Source organism: Streptomyces pseudoechinosporeus (assembly GCF_054783935.1).
In genome coordinates this window covers 38455-54428 of the sequence record NZ_BAAGPS010000005.1, presented here as the reverse complement: position 1 = coordinate 54428, position 15974 = coordinate 38455, and the positions used below count along the sequence as shown (strand labels likewise).

Sequence of the window (15974 nt, the reverse complement as noted above, 5' to 3'; positions counted from 1 at the left end):
CATACGCCCGCCCGTCTCCCACCACTCTCGAACGAGAGCGCTCCGCGCTCGCCCCCGTTTGACCGCCCCCGCCCCCGGCTGGTTCATCGCCGCCGACGTCGTGGTCGTCGGCTCCGGAGTCGCCGGACTCACCGCGGCCTTGCGCTGCGACGCCGCCGGGCTGCGGACCGTCGTCGTCACCAAGGCCATGCTCGACGACGGCTCCACGCGCTGGGCGCAGGGCGGCATCGCGGCGGCCCTCGGCGAGGGCGACACCCCCGAGCAGCACCTCGACGACACGCTGGTGGCGGGCGCGGGCCTGTGTGACGAGCAGGCGGTACGCCTCCTCGTCACCGAGGGCCCTGACGCCGTACGCCGCCTCATCGCGACCGGCGCCCACTTCGACGAGTCCGAGCAGGGCGACCTGGAGCTCACCCGCGAGGGCGGCCACCACCGCCGCCGGATCGCGCACGCGGGCGGCGACGCGACCGGCGCGGAGATCTCCCGGGCGCTCGTCGAGGCGGTACGCGCGCGTGGACTGCGTACGATCGAGAACGCCCTGGTCCTGGACGTGCTGACGGACGCCGACGGCCGCACCGCGGGCGTCACGCTGCACGTCATGGGAGAGGGCCAGCACGACGGCGTGGGAGCCGTTCACGCGCCCGCCGTGGTCCTCGCCACCGGCGGCATGGGCCAGGTCTTCTCGGCAACCACCAACCCGTCCGTGTCCACCGGGGACGGCGTCGCGCTCGCCCTGCGCGCCGGGGCCGAGGTCAGCGACCTGGAGTTCGTGCAGTTCCACCCGACCGTGCTGTTCCTCGGCCCGGACGCCGAGGGCCAGCAGCCACTGGTCTCCGAAGCGGTACGGGGCGAGGGTGCCCACCTGGTCGACGCGGACGGTGTGCGCTTCATGCAGGGTCAGCACGAACTGGCCGAGCTGGCGCCCCGCGACATCGTCGCCAAGGGCATCATGCGCCGCATGCAGGAGCAGGGCGCCGAGCACATGTACCTGGACGCCCGGCACTTCGGCGCCAGCATGTGGGAGCACCGCTTCCCCACGATCCTCGCCGCCTGCCGCGCCCACGGCATCGACCCGGTCACCGAGCTCGTCCCGGTCGCCCCGGCCGCCCACTACGCCTCCGGAGGCGTCCGCACGGACTCCCAGGGCCGTACGACCGTCCCCGGCCTGTACGCGTGCGGGGAGGTCGCCTGCACCGGTGTGCACGGCGCCAACCGGCTCGCCTCCAACTCCCTCCTGGAGGGCCTCGTCTACGCCGAGCGCATCGCCGCCGACATCGCCACGCGCCACGAGGAAAACCGCCTCTACGCGCGCGTGCCCGCGCCGGTCGCCTACCCGGAGCAGCCCGTCCACCCGCTCCTCGACCCCGAGGCGCGGTTCGCGATCCAGCGGGTCATGAGCGACGGCGCCGGCGTCCTGCGGTCCGCCGAGTCCCTGGAGACCGCGGCCGACCGCCTCGAGCAACTGCACTCCGACGCGCGCGACGCGCTCGCCGAGAACGGCAAGACGGCCGAGCCCGGCGTCGACACCTGGGAGGCCACCAACCTCCTGTGCGTGGCCCGCGTCCTGGTCGCCGCCGCCCGCCTGCGCGAGGAGACCCGCGGCTGCCACTGGCGCGAGGACCACGCCGACCGCGACGACACCGACTGGTCCCGCCACATCGTCGTACGGCTGAATCCGGACCGAACCCTCGCCGTACACACCACCGACACAGCAGACTTCCCCCCGACCCGGCAGCCCCGGCCGACACCCAGTCCCCAGGAGCAGTGACAGTAGTGAGCACCCCCGACCTTCCCCTCCTCACCGGCGGTGGCTGCGGCGACGGCTGCGGCTGCGGTGCCGAAGGTGCCGAAGAGGAGTACGACATCGACCCCCTGGAGTGCGGCCTCGACCCGGCCCTCGCGGCACTCCTCGCCGACGCCGGGCTCGACCCCGTCGAGGTCGAGGACATCGCGCACCTGGCCATCGAGGAGGACCTCGACCACGGCGTGGACGTCACCACGGTCGCGACCATCCCCGAAGAGGCCGTCTCCACCGCCGACTTCACCGCCCGTGAGGCGGGCGTCGTGGCGGGCCTGAGGATCGCCGAGGCGGTCGTCTCGGTGGTCTGCACAGACGAGTTCGAGGTCGAGCGCCACGTCGACGACGGCGACCGCGTGGCGGCCGGCCAGAAGCTCCTGAGCATCACCAGCCGCACCCGCGACCTCCTGACGGCCGAACGCAGCGCTCTGAACCTCCTGTGCCGCCTCTCCGGCATCGCGACCGCCACGCGCGCGTGGGCGGACGTTCTGGAGGGCACGAAGGCACGCGTACGCGACACCCGCAAGACGACGCCCGGACTGCGCTCCCTGGAGAAGTTCGCGGTGCGCTGCGGCGGCGGCGTCAACCACCGCATGTCCCTCTCGGACGCGGCCCTGGTCAAGGACAACCACGTGGTCGCCGCGGGCGGCGTCGCCCAGGCCTTCAAGGCCGTACGCGAGACCTTCCCGGACGTACCGATCGAGGTCGAGGTCGACACCTTGGACCAGCTCCGCGAGGTCCTGGACGCGGGCGCCGACCTCATCCTCCTGGACAACTTCACGCCCGGCGAGTGCGAGGAGGCCGTGGCCCTCGTCGACGGCCGCGCGTACCTGGAAGCCTCGGGCCGCCTCACCCTGGACAACGCGGCGGCGTACGCGCGCACCGGCGTCGACTACCTCGCCGTGGGCGCCCTCACCCACTCCTCGCCGATCCTGGACATCGGCCTCGACCTACGAGCGGCGGAGTAGGTACGGGCCATGCTGCTGACGATCGACGTAGGCAACACCCACACCGTCCTCGGCCTCTTCGACGGCGACGACATCGTCGAGCACTGGCGCATCTCGACGGACGCGCGCCGCACGGCCGACGAACTCGCCGTACTCCTCCAGGGCCTGATGGGCATGCACCCGCTGCTCGGAGACGAACTGGGCGACGGCATCGACGGCATCGCGATCTGCGCCACCGTCCCCTCCGTCCTGCACGAGCTCCGCGAGGTGACCCGCCGCTACTACGGCGACGTCCCCGCCATCCTCGTCGAGCCCGGCGTCAAGACGGGCGTACCGATCCTGATGGACAACCCCAAGGAGGTCGGCGCCGACCGCATCATCAACGCCGTCGCCGCCGTCGAGCTCTACGGCGGCCCGGCGATCGTCGTCGACTTCGGTACGGCGACGACCTTCGACGCGGTCAGTGCGCGCGGGGAGTACGTGGGCGGTGTCATCGCCCCCGGCATCGAGATCTCGGTCGAGGCGCTCGGCGTGCGGGGGGCCCAGCTCCGCAAGATCGAGGTGGCGCGGCCGCGGAGCGTGATCGGCAAGAACACCGTCGAGGCGATGCAGTCGGGCATCATCTACGGTTTTGCCGGCCAGGTGGACGGGGTCGTGAGCCGGGTGGCCCGCGAGCTGGCTGATGACCCGGACGATGTCACGGTCATCGCGACGGGTGGGCTTGCGCCGATGGTTCTGGGCGAGTCCTCGGTGATCGACGAGCATGAGCCCTGGCTCACGTTGATCGGGCTGCGGCTGGTGTACGAGCGGAACGTCTCGCGGACGTGACGTTTGCCTCCGGCGGTTGGGCGGGGGCTACGGGGGTGGTGGGTTCGGTTCGTGGGCGAGTGCGGGGTTCGTGGTGGCTGGTCGCGCAGTTCCCCGCGCCCCTAACGGGGCGATCCCGGAGCCGTCAGCCACTACGCGCCCGCAGCTTCCCTCCGGCGGGAGGGGTCGTGGGCCGGTGCGTCGTATGCCCGTCGCGTAGGTTCGGTCTCAGGCCACCCGCACCGTGTACCGACACCGGGTCGTACGCCCCGCCTGCGACGGGCTGACGCACCGGCCCACGGCCCCGCACCCCCACGGACCCCAAGGGGCGCGAGGAACGGCGCGACCAGCCACACTCAACCCGCAGCCGCCCAACCGCCGGAGGCACCCCGCGGGGAACGGCGCGACCAGCCACCACGCACCCGCACCAACCCACGAACCCAACCGGCTCAACCGCCGGAGGCGTTCTGTCCCATTTTTTTCTGATTAGCGCGTATCGTCGCCGCATGCCCACGCCTTACGGATCCCGCGGCGGCATGGCGTTCGGTGCGGAGGAGCTGCGTGTGCTCCGCCGTGCGCTCGCCCTCGCCCTTCACCCCACGCCCGTTTCGGCCGAGGAGGTCCAGGAATGTCTCCGCCTGGCCGAGTCCGTTGACGAGGCGGCCCGCGAGGGCGCCCGGCTGCGCGCCTTTCTGATGGCCGACCTCGCCCGCTACCGCGCGGCGCTGCCCGGCGCCGCAACCAGGTACCTGACGCTCCTGGAGGAGGCGCTCAGCGCCGGGTACAGCCTGGAGCCCGACGACCTCTCCGCCCTGCGCGCCCTGCGCGGCAACTCCGCGGCGGCCACCCTCCTGGCTCGCGGGAACGGCGCGGCGCAGCGCCTCCACCTGACGGCCCTCCCCGGCGGCCTCGCCGCAAACGTCTGCACGCGCGCGCGTGCAGACGCCGAGGACCCCGAAAAGAAGCCGGCGGAAAAGCCCGCCCCCCAGCCGAAGACCGAACCGCAGCGCTCCCCCAAGCCCGCACACCCGAACCGCCCCATCCCCACCCCGGGCGAGGTCTTCCCGCCCAGGCGCAAGCCGCCCACCCCACCGGCCAAGCCCCCACAGCAGCTCACGGCCGTCTAGGCCACGCCCCCGATCCGCCCGCCCCGGCACCGTGGCTACTCTGAAAGGCATGGACTACGTCTCCGCGCTTCTGCCCCCCGTAGTGATGGCTGTGTTCTTCACCGGTCTGATCGTGACGATCGTGAAGACCCAGGGCGGCGCCAACAAGGCCAAGGAGGACGCGGTCGTCGACGCCGCCCTCGCGCGCGCCGAGAACACCCGTCAGGCCTCCGGCGACCGCGATCGCACCACCGACGTCTGAACTCGTGCGCCCCTTTTGTTGCCAAATGTCCATCAGGGTCGCGTCTGTTATGCCGCGACTGAAATATCCCACTAGGGTACTGAGCGTGCCTCGCCCCTTGGGAGAACTCGAAGACGCGGTCATGTCGCGGGTGTGGAAGTGGAACCGCCCGGTGACCGTTCGAGAAGTCCTGGAAGATCTTCAGCAGGAACGGTCCATCGCGTACACCACGGTGATGACCGTTTTGGACAATCTCCATCAGAAGGGCTGGGTACGCCGCGAAGCGGAAGGCCGGGCCTATCGATATGAGGCGGTCTCCACCCGCGCCGCCTACGCGGCAGCCCTGATGAACGAAGCCTGGTCACAGAGCGACAACCAGGCCGCCGCACTCGTCGCCTTCTTCGGCATGATGTCCCCGGAACAGCGGGCGGCACTGCGCGACGCCCTCCGCATCGTGGAAGGCCCCGAAACCGCGACGGGCGAAACGACGACCGGCGAAAGCGTGGCCCGCGAAACCTCCTCGGGTGAATCGACGACCGGCGAAACCGCCCCCGGCGAAACCTCCACCCGCCAGAGCACCACGGGCGAGAACCCCGCTGCCACCAAGGGTGACACCGGGCGATAACGTCCGGTCATGCCAGCAGAGCAGCCCGAAGTCACCACCGGTAAAGCCCTCACTGTCCGCCGCGCCAGGACCAGCGACGTCCCCGCGGTACGCCGCCTCCTTGACGCGTACGTCCGCGGCGGCATCCTGCTCGACAAAGCGACGGTGACGCTTTACGAGGACATCCAGGAGTTCTGGGTCGCGGAACGGGATGCCGTCTCAAGTGATGCCGGGTCGAGTGATGCCGGACCAAGGTCCGAGGTGGTCGGCTGCGGCGCACTGCACGTGATGTGGGAAGACCTCGCGGAAGTCCGTACTCTCGCGGTGGATCCCGCGCTCAAGGGCGCCGGCGTCGGCCATCAGTTGCTGGGGAAGTTGCTGGAAACCGCCCGCTGGCTCGGCGTTCGCCGGGTATTCTGCCTGACCTTCGAAGTCGACTTCTTCGCGAAGCACGGCTTCGTGGAGATCGGTGAGACACTCGTCGACCCCGAGGTCTACGCCGAGCTACTGCGTTCCTATGACGAGGGCGTGGCAGAGTTCCTCGGTCTCGAACGAGTGAAACCGAACACCTTGGGCAACAGCCGGATGCTTCTGCATCTGTGATCGTCGGCGAAGGAATACGCCCGGCACCCCTTGCCCGGGGGCTCTATGTCCGAAACGCGTACGTTTTCGGTCTTCTCGGGTCGGGTCGGTCTCTCCCGGTCTCTCCCAGGGGTTTGTGTTTTTCCAGCAAAAGCGGTTTGCTTTCGGACGTACTGCAGTAGTGCATATAACAGGGGGCATGAAACAGCGGCATCCGCCGCGGACCCTCGGCCCTGAAGTTATCGATGAAAGGAAATCCGGTGGCACAGAAGGTTCAGGTCCTTCTTGTCGACGACCTCGACGGCGGCGAGGCGGACGAGACCGTGACGTTCGCGCTGGACGGCAAGACGTACGAGATCGATCTCACGACTGCCAATGCGGACAAGCTCCGCGGCCTTCTCGAGCCCTTCGTGAAGAGCGGTCGTCGTACCGGAGGCCGCGCCTCCGGCGGGCGTGGCAAGGCGCGCGTCGCTTCCGGTGGGAGTCAGGACACCGCGCAGATCCGCGCCTGGGCGAAGGAGAACGGATACGAGGTCAATGACCGTGGCCGTGTTCCGGCGTCCATTCGCGAGGCTTACGAGAAGGCCAACGCCTGAGAGCGACCTTGCCGCAGGCGGATCCGGTGGCACTGCGTTGCCATCGTGTCCACGAGTCGTACGAGATCGGGGGCGCCCCCACCGCCCCCGCCGAGCGCCGACAGGGTCGGCAACGCAGGCTCCACCTCGCAGTCCGGCTCGGGGGGCCGCAGCCAGACGGCGGCCCCCTGCGAGCCGTCCACCGCGCTGCTTCGCGTGCCTCGTGTACTTCGCGGCAGCGGCGCCTCGATGCGCCCGCCCGCGCCGATCGCCCTGAGATCCAGCGCGAGAGATCCCCACTCCAGCCAGTCGAGCAGCCCCGGCAGCTCGTCCGCGCTTCCCGCGGCCACCAGCAGCCGCATCCGGTCCGCCCGCATGGCCACCGGAGAACCCGGCACCAGATGCCTCAGCGCCGCGTAACCCGCCTCCGCGGGCACCTCCAGGACGTCGAAGCGCAGGCCCGTCAGCAGCTCGACGGGAGGTCCGGGCACGGTCGCCCAGCCCAGTTCGTTCTCGTACCAATGGCGCACCTGATCGTCGGTGTCCAGTGGCCTGCGAGGGAGAAGAGCGGCGACAAGTGGGTGTGGCGCGCTGGGGGTACCCCCGGACGGAGTCTGGGGGAGCCTCGATGAGGGGCGGTGGTCGGGAGACGGGTGGGCCATGCCAGAAGCAACCGCCGGAACAGGCTTCGAGTTACGCCGAGTGTTCGCATGTGCGCGCCGAGTGTCCAAAACGGGGGCGTGTGGAAGCGCTCGGCAGCGCAAGGATGTTCGCCCATAGCGGAGGGAATGGGTGCGCGCGGCATGGACTGTCAGTGCGTACGGGTAAGACATCCCTAGTGGGAAGGGGCGACACGCAAGGCTCGGGCATCTCACGTTCGCCATCGGCGTACAGATGGTGAGGGTATCTGCCTGGCCTGCGGGAACATCGTCTCGCACGCTTGAGTTGGAGCAGATGTCGGCGTTCGGCGATTGGGAGGCCAGGGACGGGTGTCGGCAGATGGAATGAGCGGTCCCCGCTTGCGGGACTAAGCTGCGGAAGGACAGGGAGGGGAGCGTCCCCTTACTGCCTGACCGCTCTGAGGAGCGATTAACGATGTTCGAGAGGTTCACCGACCGCGCGCGGCGGGTTGTCGTCCTGGCTCAGGAAGAAGCCCGGATGCTCAACCACAACTACATCGGCACCGAGCACATCCTCCTGGGCCTGATCCACGAGGGTGAGGGTGTCGCCGCTAAGGCCCTGGAGAGCCTCGGGATTTCGCTCGAGGCGGTCCGCCAGCAGGTGGAGGAGATCATCGGGCAGGGGCAGCAGGCCCCGTCCGGGCACATCCCCTTCACCCCCCGTGCCAAGAAGGTCCTGGAGCTGTCGCTCCGCGAGGCCCTTCAGCTGGGCCACAACTACATCGGCACGGAGCACATTCTGCTCGGCCTGATCCGTGAGGGCGAGGGCGTCGCCGCCCAGGTCCTGGTCAAGCTGGGCGCAGATCTCAACCGGGTGCGGCAGCAGGTCATCCAGCTGCTCTCCGGCTACCAGGGCAAGGAGACCGCCGCCGCAGGTGGGCCTGCCGAGGGCACCCCCTCGACGTCCCTGGTCCTCGACCAGTTCGGCCGGAACCTCACCCAGGCCGCTCGTGAGTCCAAGCTCGACCCGGTCATCGGGCGCGAGAAGGAGATCGAGCGGGTCATGCAGGTGCTGTCCCGTCGTACGAAGAACAACCCCGTGCTCATCGGCGAGCCCGGCGTCGGCAAGACCGCCGTCGTCGAGGGCCTGGCGCAGGCCATCGTCAAGGGTGAGGTGCCCGAGACCCTCAAGGACAAGCACCTCTACACCCTGGACCTGGGCGCGCTGGTCGCCGGCTCCCGTTACCGCGGTGACTTCGAGGAGCGCCTGAAGAAGGTGCTCAAGGAGATCCGCACCCGCGGCGACATCATCCTGTTCATCGACGAGCTGCACACGCTGGTCGGTGCGGGTGCCGCCGAGGGCGCCATCGACGCCGCTTCGATCCTGAAGCCGATGCTGGCCCGCGGTGAGCTCCAGACCATCGGTGCCACCACGCTCGACGAGTACCGCAAGCACTTGGAGAAGGACGCCGCGCTCGAGCGCCGCTTCCAGCCCATCCAGGTCGCGGAGCCGTCGCTGCCGCACACCATCGAGATCCTCAAGGGCCTGCGCGACCGTTACGAGGCGCACCACCGTGTGTCCATCACGGACGAGGCCCTCGTCCAGGCCGCGACGCTGGCCGACCGGTACATCTCGGACCGCTTCCTGCCGGACAAGGCGATCGACCTGATCGACGAGGCCGGCTCCCGGATGCGTATCCGCCGGATGACCGCGCCGCCGGACCTCCGCGAGTTCGACGAGAAGATCGCGGGCGTGCGCCGCGACAAGGAGTCCGCGATCGACTCGCAGGACTTCGAGAAGGCCGCCTCTCTCCGTGACAAGGAGAAGCAGCTCCTGGCCGCCAAGGCCAAGCGGGAGAAGGAGTGGAAGGCCGGCGACATGGACGTCGTCGCCGAGGTCGACGGCGAGCTGATCGCCGAGGTCCTCGCGACCGCCACCGGCATCCCGGTCTTCAAGCTGACCGAGGAGGAGTCGAGCCGCCTGCTGCGCATGGAGGACGAGCTCCACAAGCGGGTCATCGGCCAGACGGACGCCGTCAAGGCGCTCTCGAAGGCGATCCGGCGTACGCGCGCGGGCCTCAAGGACCCGAAGCGTCCCGGTGGTTCGTTCATCTTCGCCGGTCCGTCCGGTGTCGGTAAGACCGAGCTGTCCAAGGCGCTCGCCGAGTTCCTCTTCGGTGACGAGGACGCGCTGATCTCCCTCGACATGTCGGAGTTCAGCGAGAAGCACACGGTCTCCCGTCTCTTCGGTTCGCCTCCCGGTTACGTGGGCTACGAAGAGGGCGGTCAGCTCACGGAGAAGGTCCGCCGTAAGCCGTTCTCGGTCGTCCTGTTCGACGAGGTCGAGAAGGCCCACCCGGACATCTTCAACTCGCTGCTGCAGATCCTGGAGGACGGTCGCCTGACCGACTCCCAGGGCCGGGTCGTGGACTTCAAGAACACGGTCATCATCATGACGACCAACCTCGGCACCCGGGACATCTCCAAGGGCTTCAACCTGGGCTTCGCCGCCCAGGGCGACACGAAGTCCAACTACGAGCGGATGAAGAACAAGGTCTCGGACGAGCTGAAGCAGCACTTCCGCCCCGAGTTCCTCAACCGCGTGGACGACGTGGTCGTCTTCCCGCAGCTGACCCAGGCCGACATCCTCGCGATCGTCGACCTGATGATCGGCAAGGTCGACGAGCGCCTCAAGGACCGGGACATGGGCATCGAGCTCTCCCAGTCCGCGAAGGAGCTGCTGGCCAAGAAGGGTTACGACCCCGTGCTCGGCGCGCGTCCGCTGCGTCGCACGATCCAGCGTGAGGTCGAGGACAGCCTGTCGGAGAAGATCCTCTTCGGCGAGCTGCGTCCCGGTCACATCGTGGTCGTCGACACGGAGGGCGAGGGCGAGACCAAGACCTTCACCTTCCGCGGCGAGGAGAAGGCGGCGCTGCCGGACGTCCCGCCGATCGAGCAGGCCGCTGGTGGGGCTGGTCCCAACCTGAGCAAGGAGGCCTGACCCTCCGGGGGTTGAGCCGAGAGTCGAAGAAGGGGGCCGGTGCTTTGTAAGCACCGGCCCCCTTCGCATGCCCATGGGGTGCTTACGACAACTGCCCGTCGTAGTCCGGCAGCTTGTACGTCTTCTCCGCGTGGCCGCCGGAGAGGTCGGTGGGGGTGTTGCCTATGTTCGCGATGATCGTGTAGCCCTTGGCCTCGATCTCCGCGCGCTTGGCGGTCTTGTACTCGGCCTTGTCCCTGAAGAGATCGCCGAAGTTGCGGACATAGAGCCCGGACACCTTGTAGCCGACGTGCTTGAGGTTGTAGTCGGTCACGGAGGCGATGATGTCCGGGCGCGCGGTGACGAAGAACAGGGCGACGCCGTGGTCTTGGGCGTACTTGGCGACTTCGAGGACGGGCGCGTTGGCCGGCGACGGGTAGCTGAAGCCGAAGTCGGTCTCCAGCGTGGTGTTGTCGATGTCGAAGACGATCGCCTGCTTCTCGCCTGCAGCGGCGTCGGCGATGCGCTGCTTGAGGTACGGGAGTGCCTCGTCCATGACCGCCTGGCAGTCCTTCTGCCAGGTGTCGTAGTCGACGTCGGCCGCCGCCGCCGCGGCGGTGGTGGCGGTGGTGGCCGCGGCCGGTGCCGCTGCCGGGCTCGCGGCGGCGGCCGGGGTGATCAGGGCCGCCGCGACGGCCGTGGCGGCGGCGGTCACGCCGATGAGGCGCTTGAAGCTTCTTCCTGTCATGGGGGGTTCCTCTCGCGTCTGAATCGCGTTGGAGCACCGCGCGGAGCGCTGCGCGAAGCACTGCGGGACATGGGTCGCGCTGCATCGTCACGGGCGTGTGAGGCCACAGGGAGGCCAAGGTATTACCGGCTGGTAACTGTAGGGTGCCCAAGTGGAGTTGGGCTAGGGGTCGGTGCTGGGCTGCGCCGGGCTACTGCGCGATGTGGTGTTTCCGGACGGTGTGCGTTCCGGGCAAGAGCGCGAGGACGTGCTCCGGGACCTCCGTCGCCTCCTGGGCGAGGAGGAATGAGACCGACTCCAACCCTGGAAACAAAGCCGGTACCGCCGAGAGATCTTCGTTTCCGGTGAAATTGTTGAAGTGAAGGTGCCTAATGCCTGGCAGGACGGGTCCCTCGGTCCATGGGACCGCGGTCCAGTTGAGGCGCAATTGCGTCAGCTCCGGGAGCAGTGCGACCTCTTGGTAGTCCTCGGGGGTGAGCGGTTCGAAGAGACGAGCCAGGCTCAACGTCTTCACCGAGCGCATATGACGCAGTCCGCGCAGTCCGGTGAACTCGAGGGCATTCTTGGTGAATCGCAGATACGTCAGCGGTAGCTCGGGAAGTGCGGCATCGACGGAATCGCCGTGGAGAGGAACGCCGATGTCGAAATCGCGTAGGGTGGCCGAGGCCGAAAGCGCGGCCAGCGCCTCCGGCCTCTCCAGGCCCTCCATAACGTCCAGTGCCAGCCATTTCAGCGGCAGTTCGGCCAAGGGCGCCAGGTCGTCCACGTACGGACTCCTGCTGATGTCCAGGTAGTCGAGCCTGCTCAGCCGCGAAACGAAGCTCAGGTCGCGCAGCTTCTGGTTGTTCCGCAGGGCGAGCTGGCGTGTTTCGTCCGGCACGAGCCAGGAGCTCAGTTCCGCCGACTCGATGTCCCCCATGACCTGTACTTGGGGTCGGCCGCCGAGGGAGTGCAGGGCGCGCAGCTGGGCGATCGAGTGGGCGACGAAGTTGAGCTCGTCCGGCAGTAGATGGGCGATGACGTCGGCAGCGTACTGCTCGGTGTCGAACCGCTTCCAGGTCCAGGAGAGTTGGGCGCGCACCGAGAGGGATGCGTGCGTGCGGAAGCGGGCCAGGACCGGGACGGCCGCGTCCGTGCCGATGAGCGAGGCGGTGACCACCACTGCCCTGGCCTCCGCATCGGACAGGCCCTCCGGGCCGGGGAGCAGCTCCAGGACGAACGGACCCACGGAGGCCAGCTCCTTGGCCTCCTCCGTCGTACGCGGTGGGAGTAGCGTGGCCGCCTGTTCCTCCACGGCGGCCCGGACCTTCGGGTCGAGTTCGGTGGCGTGTTCGAGGCAGGCGAGGGCGAGGAGCCGGATGCGGGCACGGGCGCCGCGGCCGATGTGGTCGGCCGAGGCTGAGTTGAGCAAGTCGTCCAGAAATACGGCCCGTTCGCGAGGCCGCGCATGGGCCACCGCCATGCGGATCACGTCCGACCACTGGGAGTCGGACGCGTTCCGGACCAGGAGCCCGAAGTCGCCGTCCTCCACCGCCGCCTTCGCGCCGAGGTAGTCCTGGAAGGTGCGGTGGACGAACTCGACGGTGCCCAGGGCGGGTTCGCGCAGGAGTCCGCTGCGGATGAGGAGATAGCGGTAGATCGCGGGGGCGTCCCCCTGGCTCGCGACGGCCGGCAGGGACGGCAGGGCGTCCGCGATGATCCGTTCGGCGCGCTCGCGGTCCATCTCCAGCCGGTTGTTGCGGATCAGCCAGTAGGCCAGGCGCTGGAGGAGCTGGATCTGCGGGAGTTCGGTGAGCCGGATGCCGTCCTTCGGCGCCTCGGGCATCATGTCGCGTTCCTGGTCGCGGCGTGCGAGGAGCATGGAGAGAGCGGCGTCGTACAACTCCTGCCGCCCGTGCGGGAGATAGCCGCGCCGGTCGCGGTGCAGGGCGCAGATCAGGCCGCACATCAGGGGATTGGTGGCGAGTTGGCCCAGGTCCGGCTTGGTGCGTACGGCCTCCAGGAGGGAGGTCTCGTACGCGGTGAGGCGTTCCGGGTCGGGGGCGTCGATGCGGGCCGCCGTGTGCCAGCGCTCGATGAACGCGGCCACGTCGGTGGGGTTCATCGGCGAGAGGGCGAGTTCGGTGAAGCCGTCCGCGGCGAGCCAGTCCTCGCGTACGGCCGAGGGGCGCGAGGTGACCAGCCACTGGTTGCCCGGGTAGGCGTCGATCAGGTCGCGCAGCCAGCGGCGGGTGCGCTCGCGGTCGGGTTCCGGGATCTCGTCGATACCGTCCACGAGCAGCAGCCCGCGGCCCGCCGTCAGCACCCGGTCCGGCCAGCCGTCCGGGGCCGCGCCGTGGAAGGGGACGCGGGTAGCGGCCAGGAAGTCGGCGGGCGCGGGCAGTCCGTCGGCGCGGCGGACGAGCGTACGCAGCGGCAGTACGAAGGGGACGCGGTCCCCGCGCTCGCCCCGCGCCGCCGTCACGGCGAGCCACTGCACCAGCGTCGTCTTGCCCGAGCCCGCCACGCCGCGCAGCAGGACCAAGTCGTGGTCGGCGAAGGCCTCTTCGGCAGGGAGCGGGCTGCCGGTCGAGGCGATATAGCCGCCGCCTTCCCGCTCCTGGTCGTCGGTGGGGCGCAGGGCCTGGAGTGTGAGGTACGCGGCGTCCAGGGGCCAGCGATCGGGGGAGTTGGCCAAGTCGATGCCGTAGATGGTGAGTTGGCTGTGTCTGGTCGCCACGTATGCGAGGTAGCGCTGTTCGAAGACCTCGTCTGCTCTGCCGGGAAGCGGAGTCCGTGCCAGCAACTCGTCTATTTTCGCGATGAGTTCGACCTGGCGACGGGTCTGCTCGACGAGCGTGCGGGGTACGAACGTCGATCGCTGCGTGAAGAAGTGCAGGATGTGCAGGCAGGCCGTGTCGAGGAGTCGCTCGTAGAAGAGCGCCGAGTCGAAGGCGAGGTCACGGTCGGGATTTCCGGCGGCCTGGCGCAGGTGGAGAGCGAGGCCCGAGTGGCCGAGCTCCACTGCCTGTACGTCCGTCATGGTGAGGTCGCCGAGGGCGTGGAGGGTGTCGGCCAGTGCGTGGACCACGGCCTGCTCCTCGTCGGCGCGGAGGGGGCGTTCGCCGCTCTTCAGGGCGCGTTTGACCAGCTCGGCGGCGAGCTTGGTGACGTCCTTCTCGGTCAGGGACCGTTTCTCGCCGGTGAAGGAGACGTACGCCGAGATGCGTACGGGCTTGTCGACCAGGGCCGCTCCCGGACCCTCCGTCACGAACAGCTTTCTGACGAGCGGGCTGATCACGCTCGACGCCAACCGGACGCCTACGGACGCTGGTTCCATGTCGCTCCCCCGAGGGCATGGCGGGTGGGTGATCAGCGTAGCTGGTAAATGCATTGGCTCCGGAGGCACGGTCGCGGGAGGATCCGCGGTGTCCGACCTGCCTTCAGAGGGAGCCGCGATGAGCGCCGACGAACCCGAAGTCCGTACGACAGCAGGGGTGCTGCGAGGGGAAGGGGAGGCGGGGCTTGCGGTGTTCCGCGGGATTCCCTTCGCTCAGCCGCCGGTCGGTGCGCTGCGGTTCGGGGCGCCACGGGCCGTTCGGGGCTGGGACGGCGTACGGAAAGCTGTGGCGTACGGGCCGCCGCCTCCGCAGGCGTCGGCGTTCGGAATGGACGCGCTGTCCCAGGACACGGGTGACGACTGGCTGACGCTCAACGTGTGGACGTCCGACCCGGGTTCGGGTGCCGGGCTGCCGGTGATGGTGTGGCTGTACGGGGGTGCGTACAGCATCGGGATGTCCAGTCTGCCCGAGTACGACGGCGGGCGGCTGGCGCGCGAGGGCGTGGTCGTGGTGACGCTCAACTACCGGGTGGGGATCGAGGGGTTCGGGCTCATCGAGGGGGCGCCGGCCAACCGGGGGCTGCTCGATCAGGTCGCCGCGCTGGAGTGGGTGCGCGAGAACATCCGGGCTTTCGGCGGCGATCCGGACCAGGTCACGGTGTTCGGCGAGTCCGCGGGGGCCGGATCGGTGGCCGCGCTGCTGGCGATGCCGCGCGCGGCCGGGCTCTTTCGGCGGGCTGTCGCGCAGAGTGTGCCCGGTACGTTCTTCTCGGCCGAGCTCGCGGCCGATTTCACCCGTGCTTTCGCCGATGAGCTGGGGCTGCGGCCGACGGTGGCCGAGCTGGGCTCGGTGGCGCCGAGTCGGCTGCCCGCCGCGGCGGATGCGGTGGGTGCTTCCATGCACCGGTTCGCGGAGCGGTGGGGGCCGGTGGCGCATACGTCGATACCGGTCGCGCCGGTCGTCGACGGAGAGGTTCTGCCGGTCGACCCGTGGCAGGCGCTGGCCTCCGGGGCCGGGCGGGAGACCGAGCTCGTCGTCGGGCACACGCGTGACGAGTTCCGGCTGTTCATGGCGCTCGGCGGGATGCTCGGTGAGGTGACGGAGGAGCAGGCGGCTGTGGCGCTGGGGGTGTTCGCTCCCGGTAGGGAGGATGCGTACCGGGCCGCGTTCCCGGACGCCGGCCCCGAGGAACTGTACGAACTCGTCAACTCCGACTGGCTGTTCCGTATGCCGTCGCTGCGGCTGGCCGAGGCGCAGGTCGAGGCGGGTGGACGTGCGCACTTCTACGAGCTGACGTGGTCCGCGCCGGGTATGGGCGGAGGGCTCGGCGCCTGCCATGGGCTGGATGTGCCGCTGGTGTTCGGCAACTTGAGCGGGGGTCTGCCCGCGATGCTGCTCGGCGAGACGCCGCCTGCGGAGGCGGAGGAGCTGTCCGCGCGCTTCCGCTCCGCGTGGACGGGGTTCGCGTCGGGCGAGGGGCCCGGCTGGCCCGCGTACGACCTGGAGCGGCGGCTCGTCCAGCTCTTCGATACGAGTCCGGCTGTGGCGGCGTATCCGGAGGAGGGGTCGCGGGGGGTTTGGCGGGGGCATGCGTTTGGGGCGTTGCCGCTGGAGGGCTAGTCCGGGAGCAACTCGTGCTGTCGGCA

13 protein-coding genes are annotated in these 15974 nt (G+C 69.4%); 10 read left to right on the top strand and 3 right to left on the bottom strand.

Translation table 11 applies throughout. The features are described 5' to 3' along the window. Window position 1 precedes the first annotated feature (1 nt). The 8 genes from ACYVO6_RS06865 (at window position 2) to ACYVO6_RS06830 (ending at window position 6681) form a co-directional block, all read left to right on the top strand. Window positions 2-1768, top strand: a complete 1767-nt coding sequence (locus ACYVO6_RS06865; RefSeq protein WP_461059302.1) for an L-aspartate oxidase — start codon at window positions 2-4, stop codon at window positions 1766-1768. Window positions 1769-1773: 5 nt separating this feature from the next. Then, the gene (gene nadC / locus ACYVO6_RS06860) at window positions 1774-2766 is read left to right on the top strand and encodes a carboxylating nicotinate-nucleotide diphosphorylase (RefSeq protein ID WP_461058328.1); all 993 of its coding nucleotides are present in this window, start codon (window positions 1774-1776) and stop codon (window positions 2764-2766) included. Window positions 2767-2775: 9 nt separating this feature from the next. Beyond that, on the top strand, window positions 2776-3573 hold the full coding sequence (locus ACYVO6_RS06855) for a type III pantothenate kinase (protein WP_461058326.1): 798 nt from the start codon (window positions 2776-2778) through the stop codon (window positions 3571-3573). Window positions 3574-4058: 485 nt separating this feature from the next. Further along, entirely contained in the window at window positions 4059-4679 is a 621-nt protein-coding gene (locus ACYVO6_RS06850; RefSeq protein WP_461058324.1) for a hypothetical protein, read from the top strand. Between the two features lie 49 nt (window positions 4680-4728). Continuing rightward, window positions 4729-4920 carry a hypothetical protein gene (locus tag ACYVO6_RS06845; protein WP_461058322.1) on the top strand — a complete coding sequence of 64 codons (192 nt, stop codon included), beginning with the start codon at window positions 4729-4731 and terminating at the stop codon, window positions 4918-4920. 121 nt (window positions 4921-5041) lie between these two features. Next, on the top strand, window positions 5042-5524 hold the full coding sequence (locus tag ACYVO6_RS06840; RefSeq protein ID WP_461059300.1) for a BlaI/MecI/CopY family transcriptional regulator: 483 nt from the start codon (window positions 5042-5044) through the stop codon (window positions 5522-5524). A gap of 9 nt (window positions 5525-5533) precedes the next feature. Then, window positions 5534-6106: an amino-acid N-acetyltransferase gene (locus ACYVO6_RS06835; RefSeq protein WP_461058320.1), complete on the top strand. Its 573-nt coding sequence runs from the start codon at window positions 5534-5536 to the stop codon at window positions 6104-6106. Window positions 6107-6345: 239 nt separating this feature from the next. Next, window positions 6346-6681 carry a histone-like nucleoid-structuring protein Lsr2 gene (locus ACYVO6_RS06830; protein ID WP_461058318.1) on the top strand — a complete coding sequence of 112 codons (336 nt, stop codon included), beginning with the start codon at window positions 6346-6348 and terminating at the stop codon, window positions 6679-6681. Here the strand turns inward: ACYVO6_RS06830 and ACYVO6_RS06825 are convergent. Beyond that, window positions 6660-7322 carry an SCO3374 family protein gene (locus ACYVO6_RS06825; RefSeq protein WP_461058316.1) on the bottom strand — a complete coding sequence of 221 codons (663 nt, stop codon included), beginning with the start codon at window positions 7320-7322 and terminating at the stop codon, window positions 6660-6662. The two genes, ACYVO6_RS06830 and ACYVO6_RS06825, sit on opposite strands and share 22 nt — an antisense overlap. Before the next feature lie 433 nt (window positions 7323-7755). Here ACYVO6_RS06825 and ACYVO6_RS06820 point away from each other — a divergent pair, with 433 nt between their 5' ends. Continuing rightward, complete coding sequence (locus tag ACYVO6_RS06820; RefSeq protein WP_461058314.1) at window positions 7756-10281, top strand: ATP-dependent Clp protease ATP-binding subunit; 2526 nt, start codon at window positions 7756-7758, stop codon at window positions 10279-10281. An 82-nt stretch (window positions 10282-10363) separates the two neighbouring features. On the opposite strand, the gene ACYVO6_RS06815 is transcribed toward ACYVO6_RS06820, so the two are convergent. Beyond that, complete coding sequence (locus ACYVO6_RS06815; protein ID WP_461058312.1) at window positions 10364-11008, bottom strand: HAD family acid phosphatase; 645 nt, start codon at window positions 11006-11008, stop codon at window positions 10364-10366. Window positions 11009-11198: 190 nt separating this feature from the next. Further along, a complete protein-coding gene (locus tag ACYVO6_RS06810; protein ID WP_461058310.1) occupies window positions 11199-14327 on the bottom strand; it encodes an NACHT domain-containing protein in 3129 nt (1042 codons plus the stop codon). Between the two features lie 118 nt (window positions 14328-14445). Here ACYVO6_RS06810 and ACYVO6_RS06805 point away from each other — a divergent pair, with 118 nt between their 5' ends. Further along, window positions 14446-15948, top strand: a complete 1503-nt coding sequence (locus tag ACYVO6_RS06805) for a carboxylesterase/lipase family protein (RefSeq protein WP_461058308.1) — start codon at window positions 14446-14448, stop codon at window positions 15946-15948. Window positions 15949-15974: the final 26 nt, after the last annotated feature.

Excerpts from the sequence above, each read along its gene's own strand:
- ACYVO6_RS06855 (WP_461058326.1), top strand. The coding sequence starts at position 2,776 with ATGCTGCTGACGATCGACGTAGGCAACACCCACACCGTCCTCGGCCTC.
- ACYVO6_RS06850 (WP_461058324.1), top strand. The coding sequence starts at position 4,059 with ATGCCCACGCCTTACGGATCCCGCGGCGGCATGGCGTTCGGTGCGGAG.
- ACYVO6_RS06845 (WP_461058322.1), top strand. The coding sequence starts at position 4,729 with ATGGACTACGTCTCCGCGCTTCTGCCCCCCGTAGTGATGGCTGTGTTC.
- ACYVO6_RS06840 (WP_461059300.1), top strand. The coding sequence starts at position 5,042 with ATGTCGCGGGTGTGGAAGTGGAACCGCCCGGTGACCGTTCGAGAAGTC.
- ACYVO6_RS06835 (WP_461058320.1), top strand. The coding sequence starts at position 5,534 with ATGCCAGCAGAGCAGCCCGAAGTCACCACCGGTAAAGCCCTCACTGTC.
- ACYVO6_RS06825 (WP_461058316.1), bottom strand. The coding sequence starts at position 7,322 with ATGGCCCACCCGTCTCCCGACCACCGCCCCTCATCGAGGCTCCCCCAG.
- ACYVO6_RS06820 (WP_461058314.1), top strand. The coding sequence starts at position 7,756 with ATGTTCGAGAGGTTCACCGACCGCGCGCGGCGGGTTGTCGTCCTGGCT.
- ACYVO6_RS06815 (WP_461058312.1), bottom strand. The coding sequence starts at position 11,008 with ATGACAGGAAGAAGCTTCAAGCGCCTCATCGGCGTGACCGCCGCCGCC.
- ACYVO6_RS06810 (WP_461058310.1), bottom strand. The coding sequence starts at position 14,327 with ATGGAACCAGCGTCCGTAGGCGTCCGGTTGGCGTCGAGCGTGATCAGC.
- ACYVO6_RS06805 (WP_461058308.1), top strand. The coding sequence starts at position 14,446 with ATGAGCGCCGACGAACCCGAAGTCCGTACGACAGCAGGGGTGCTGCGA.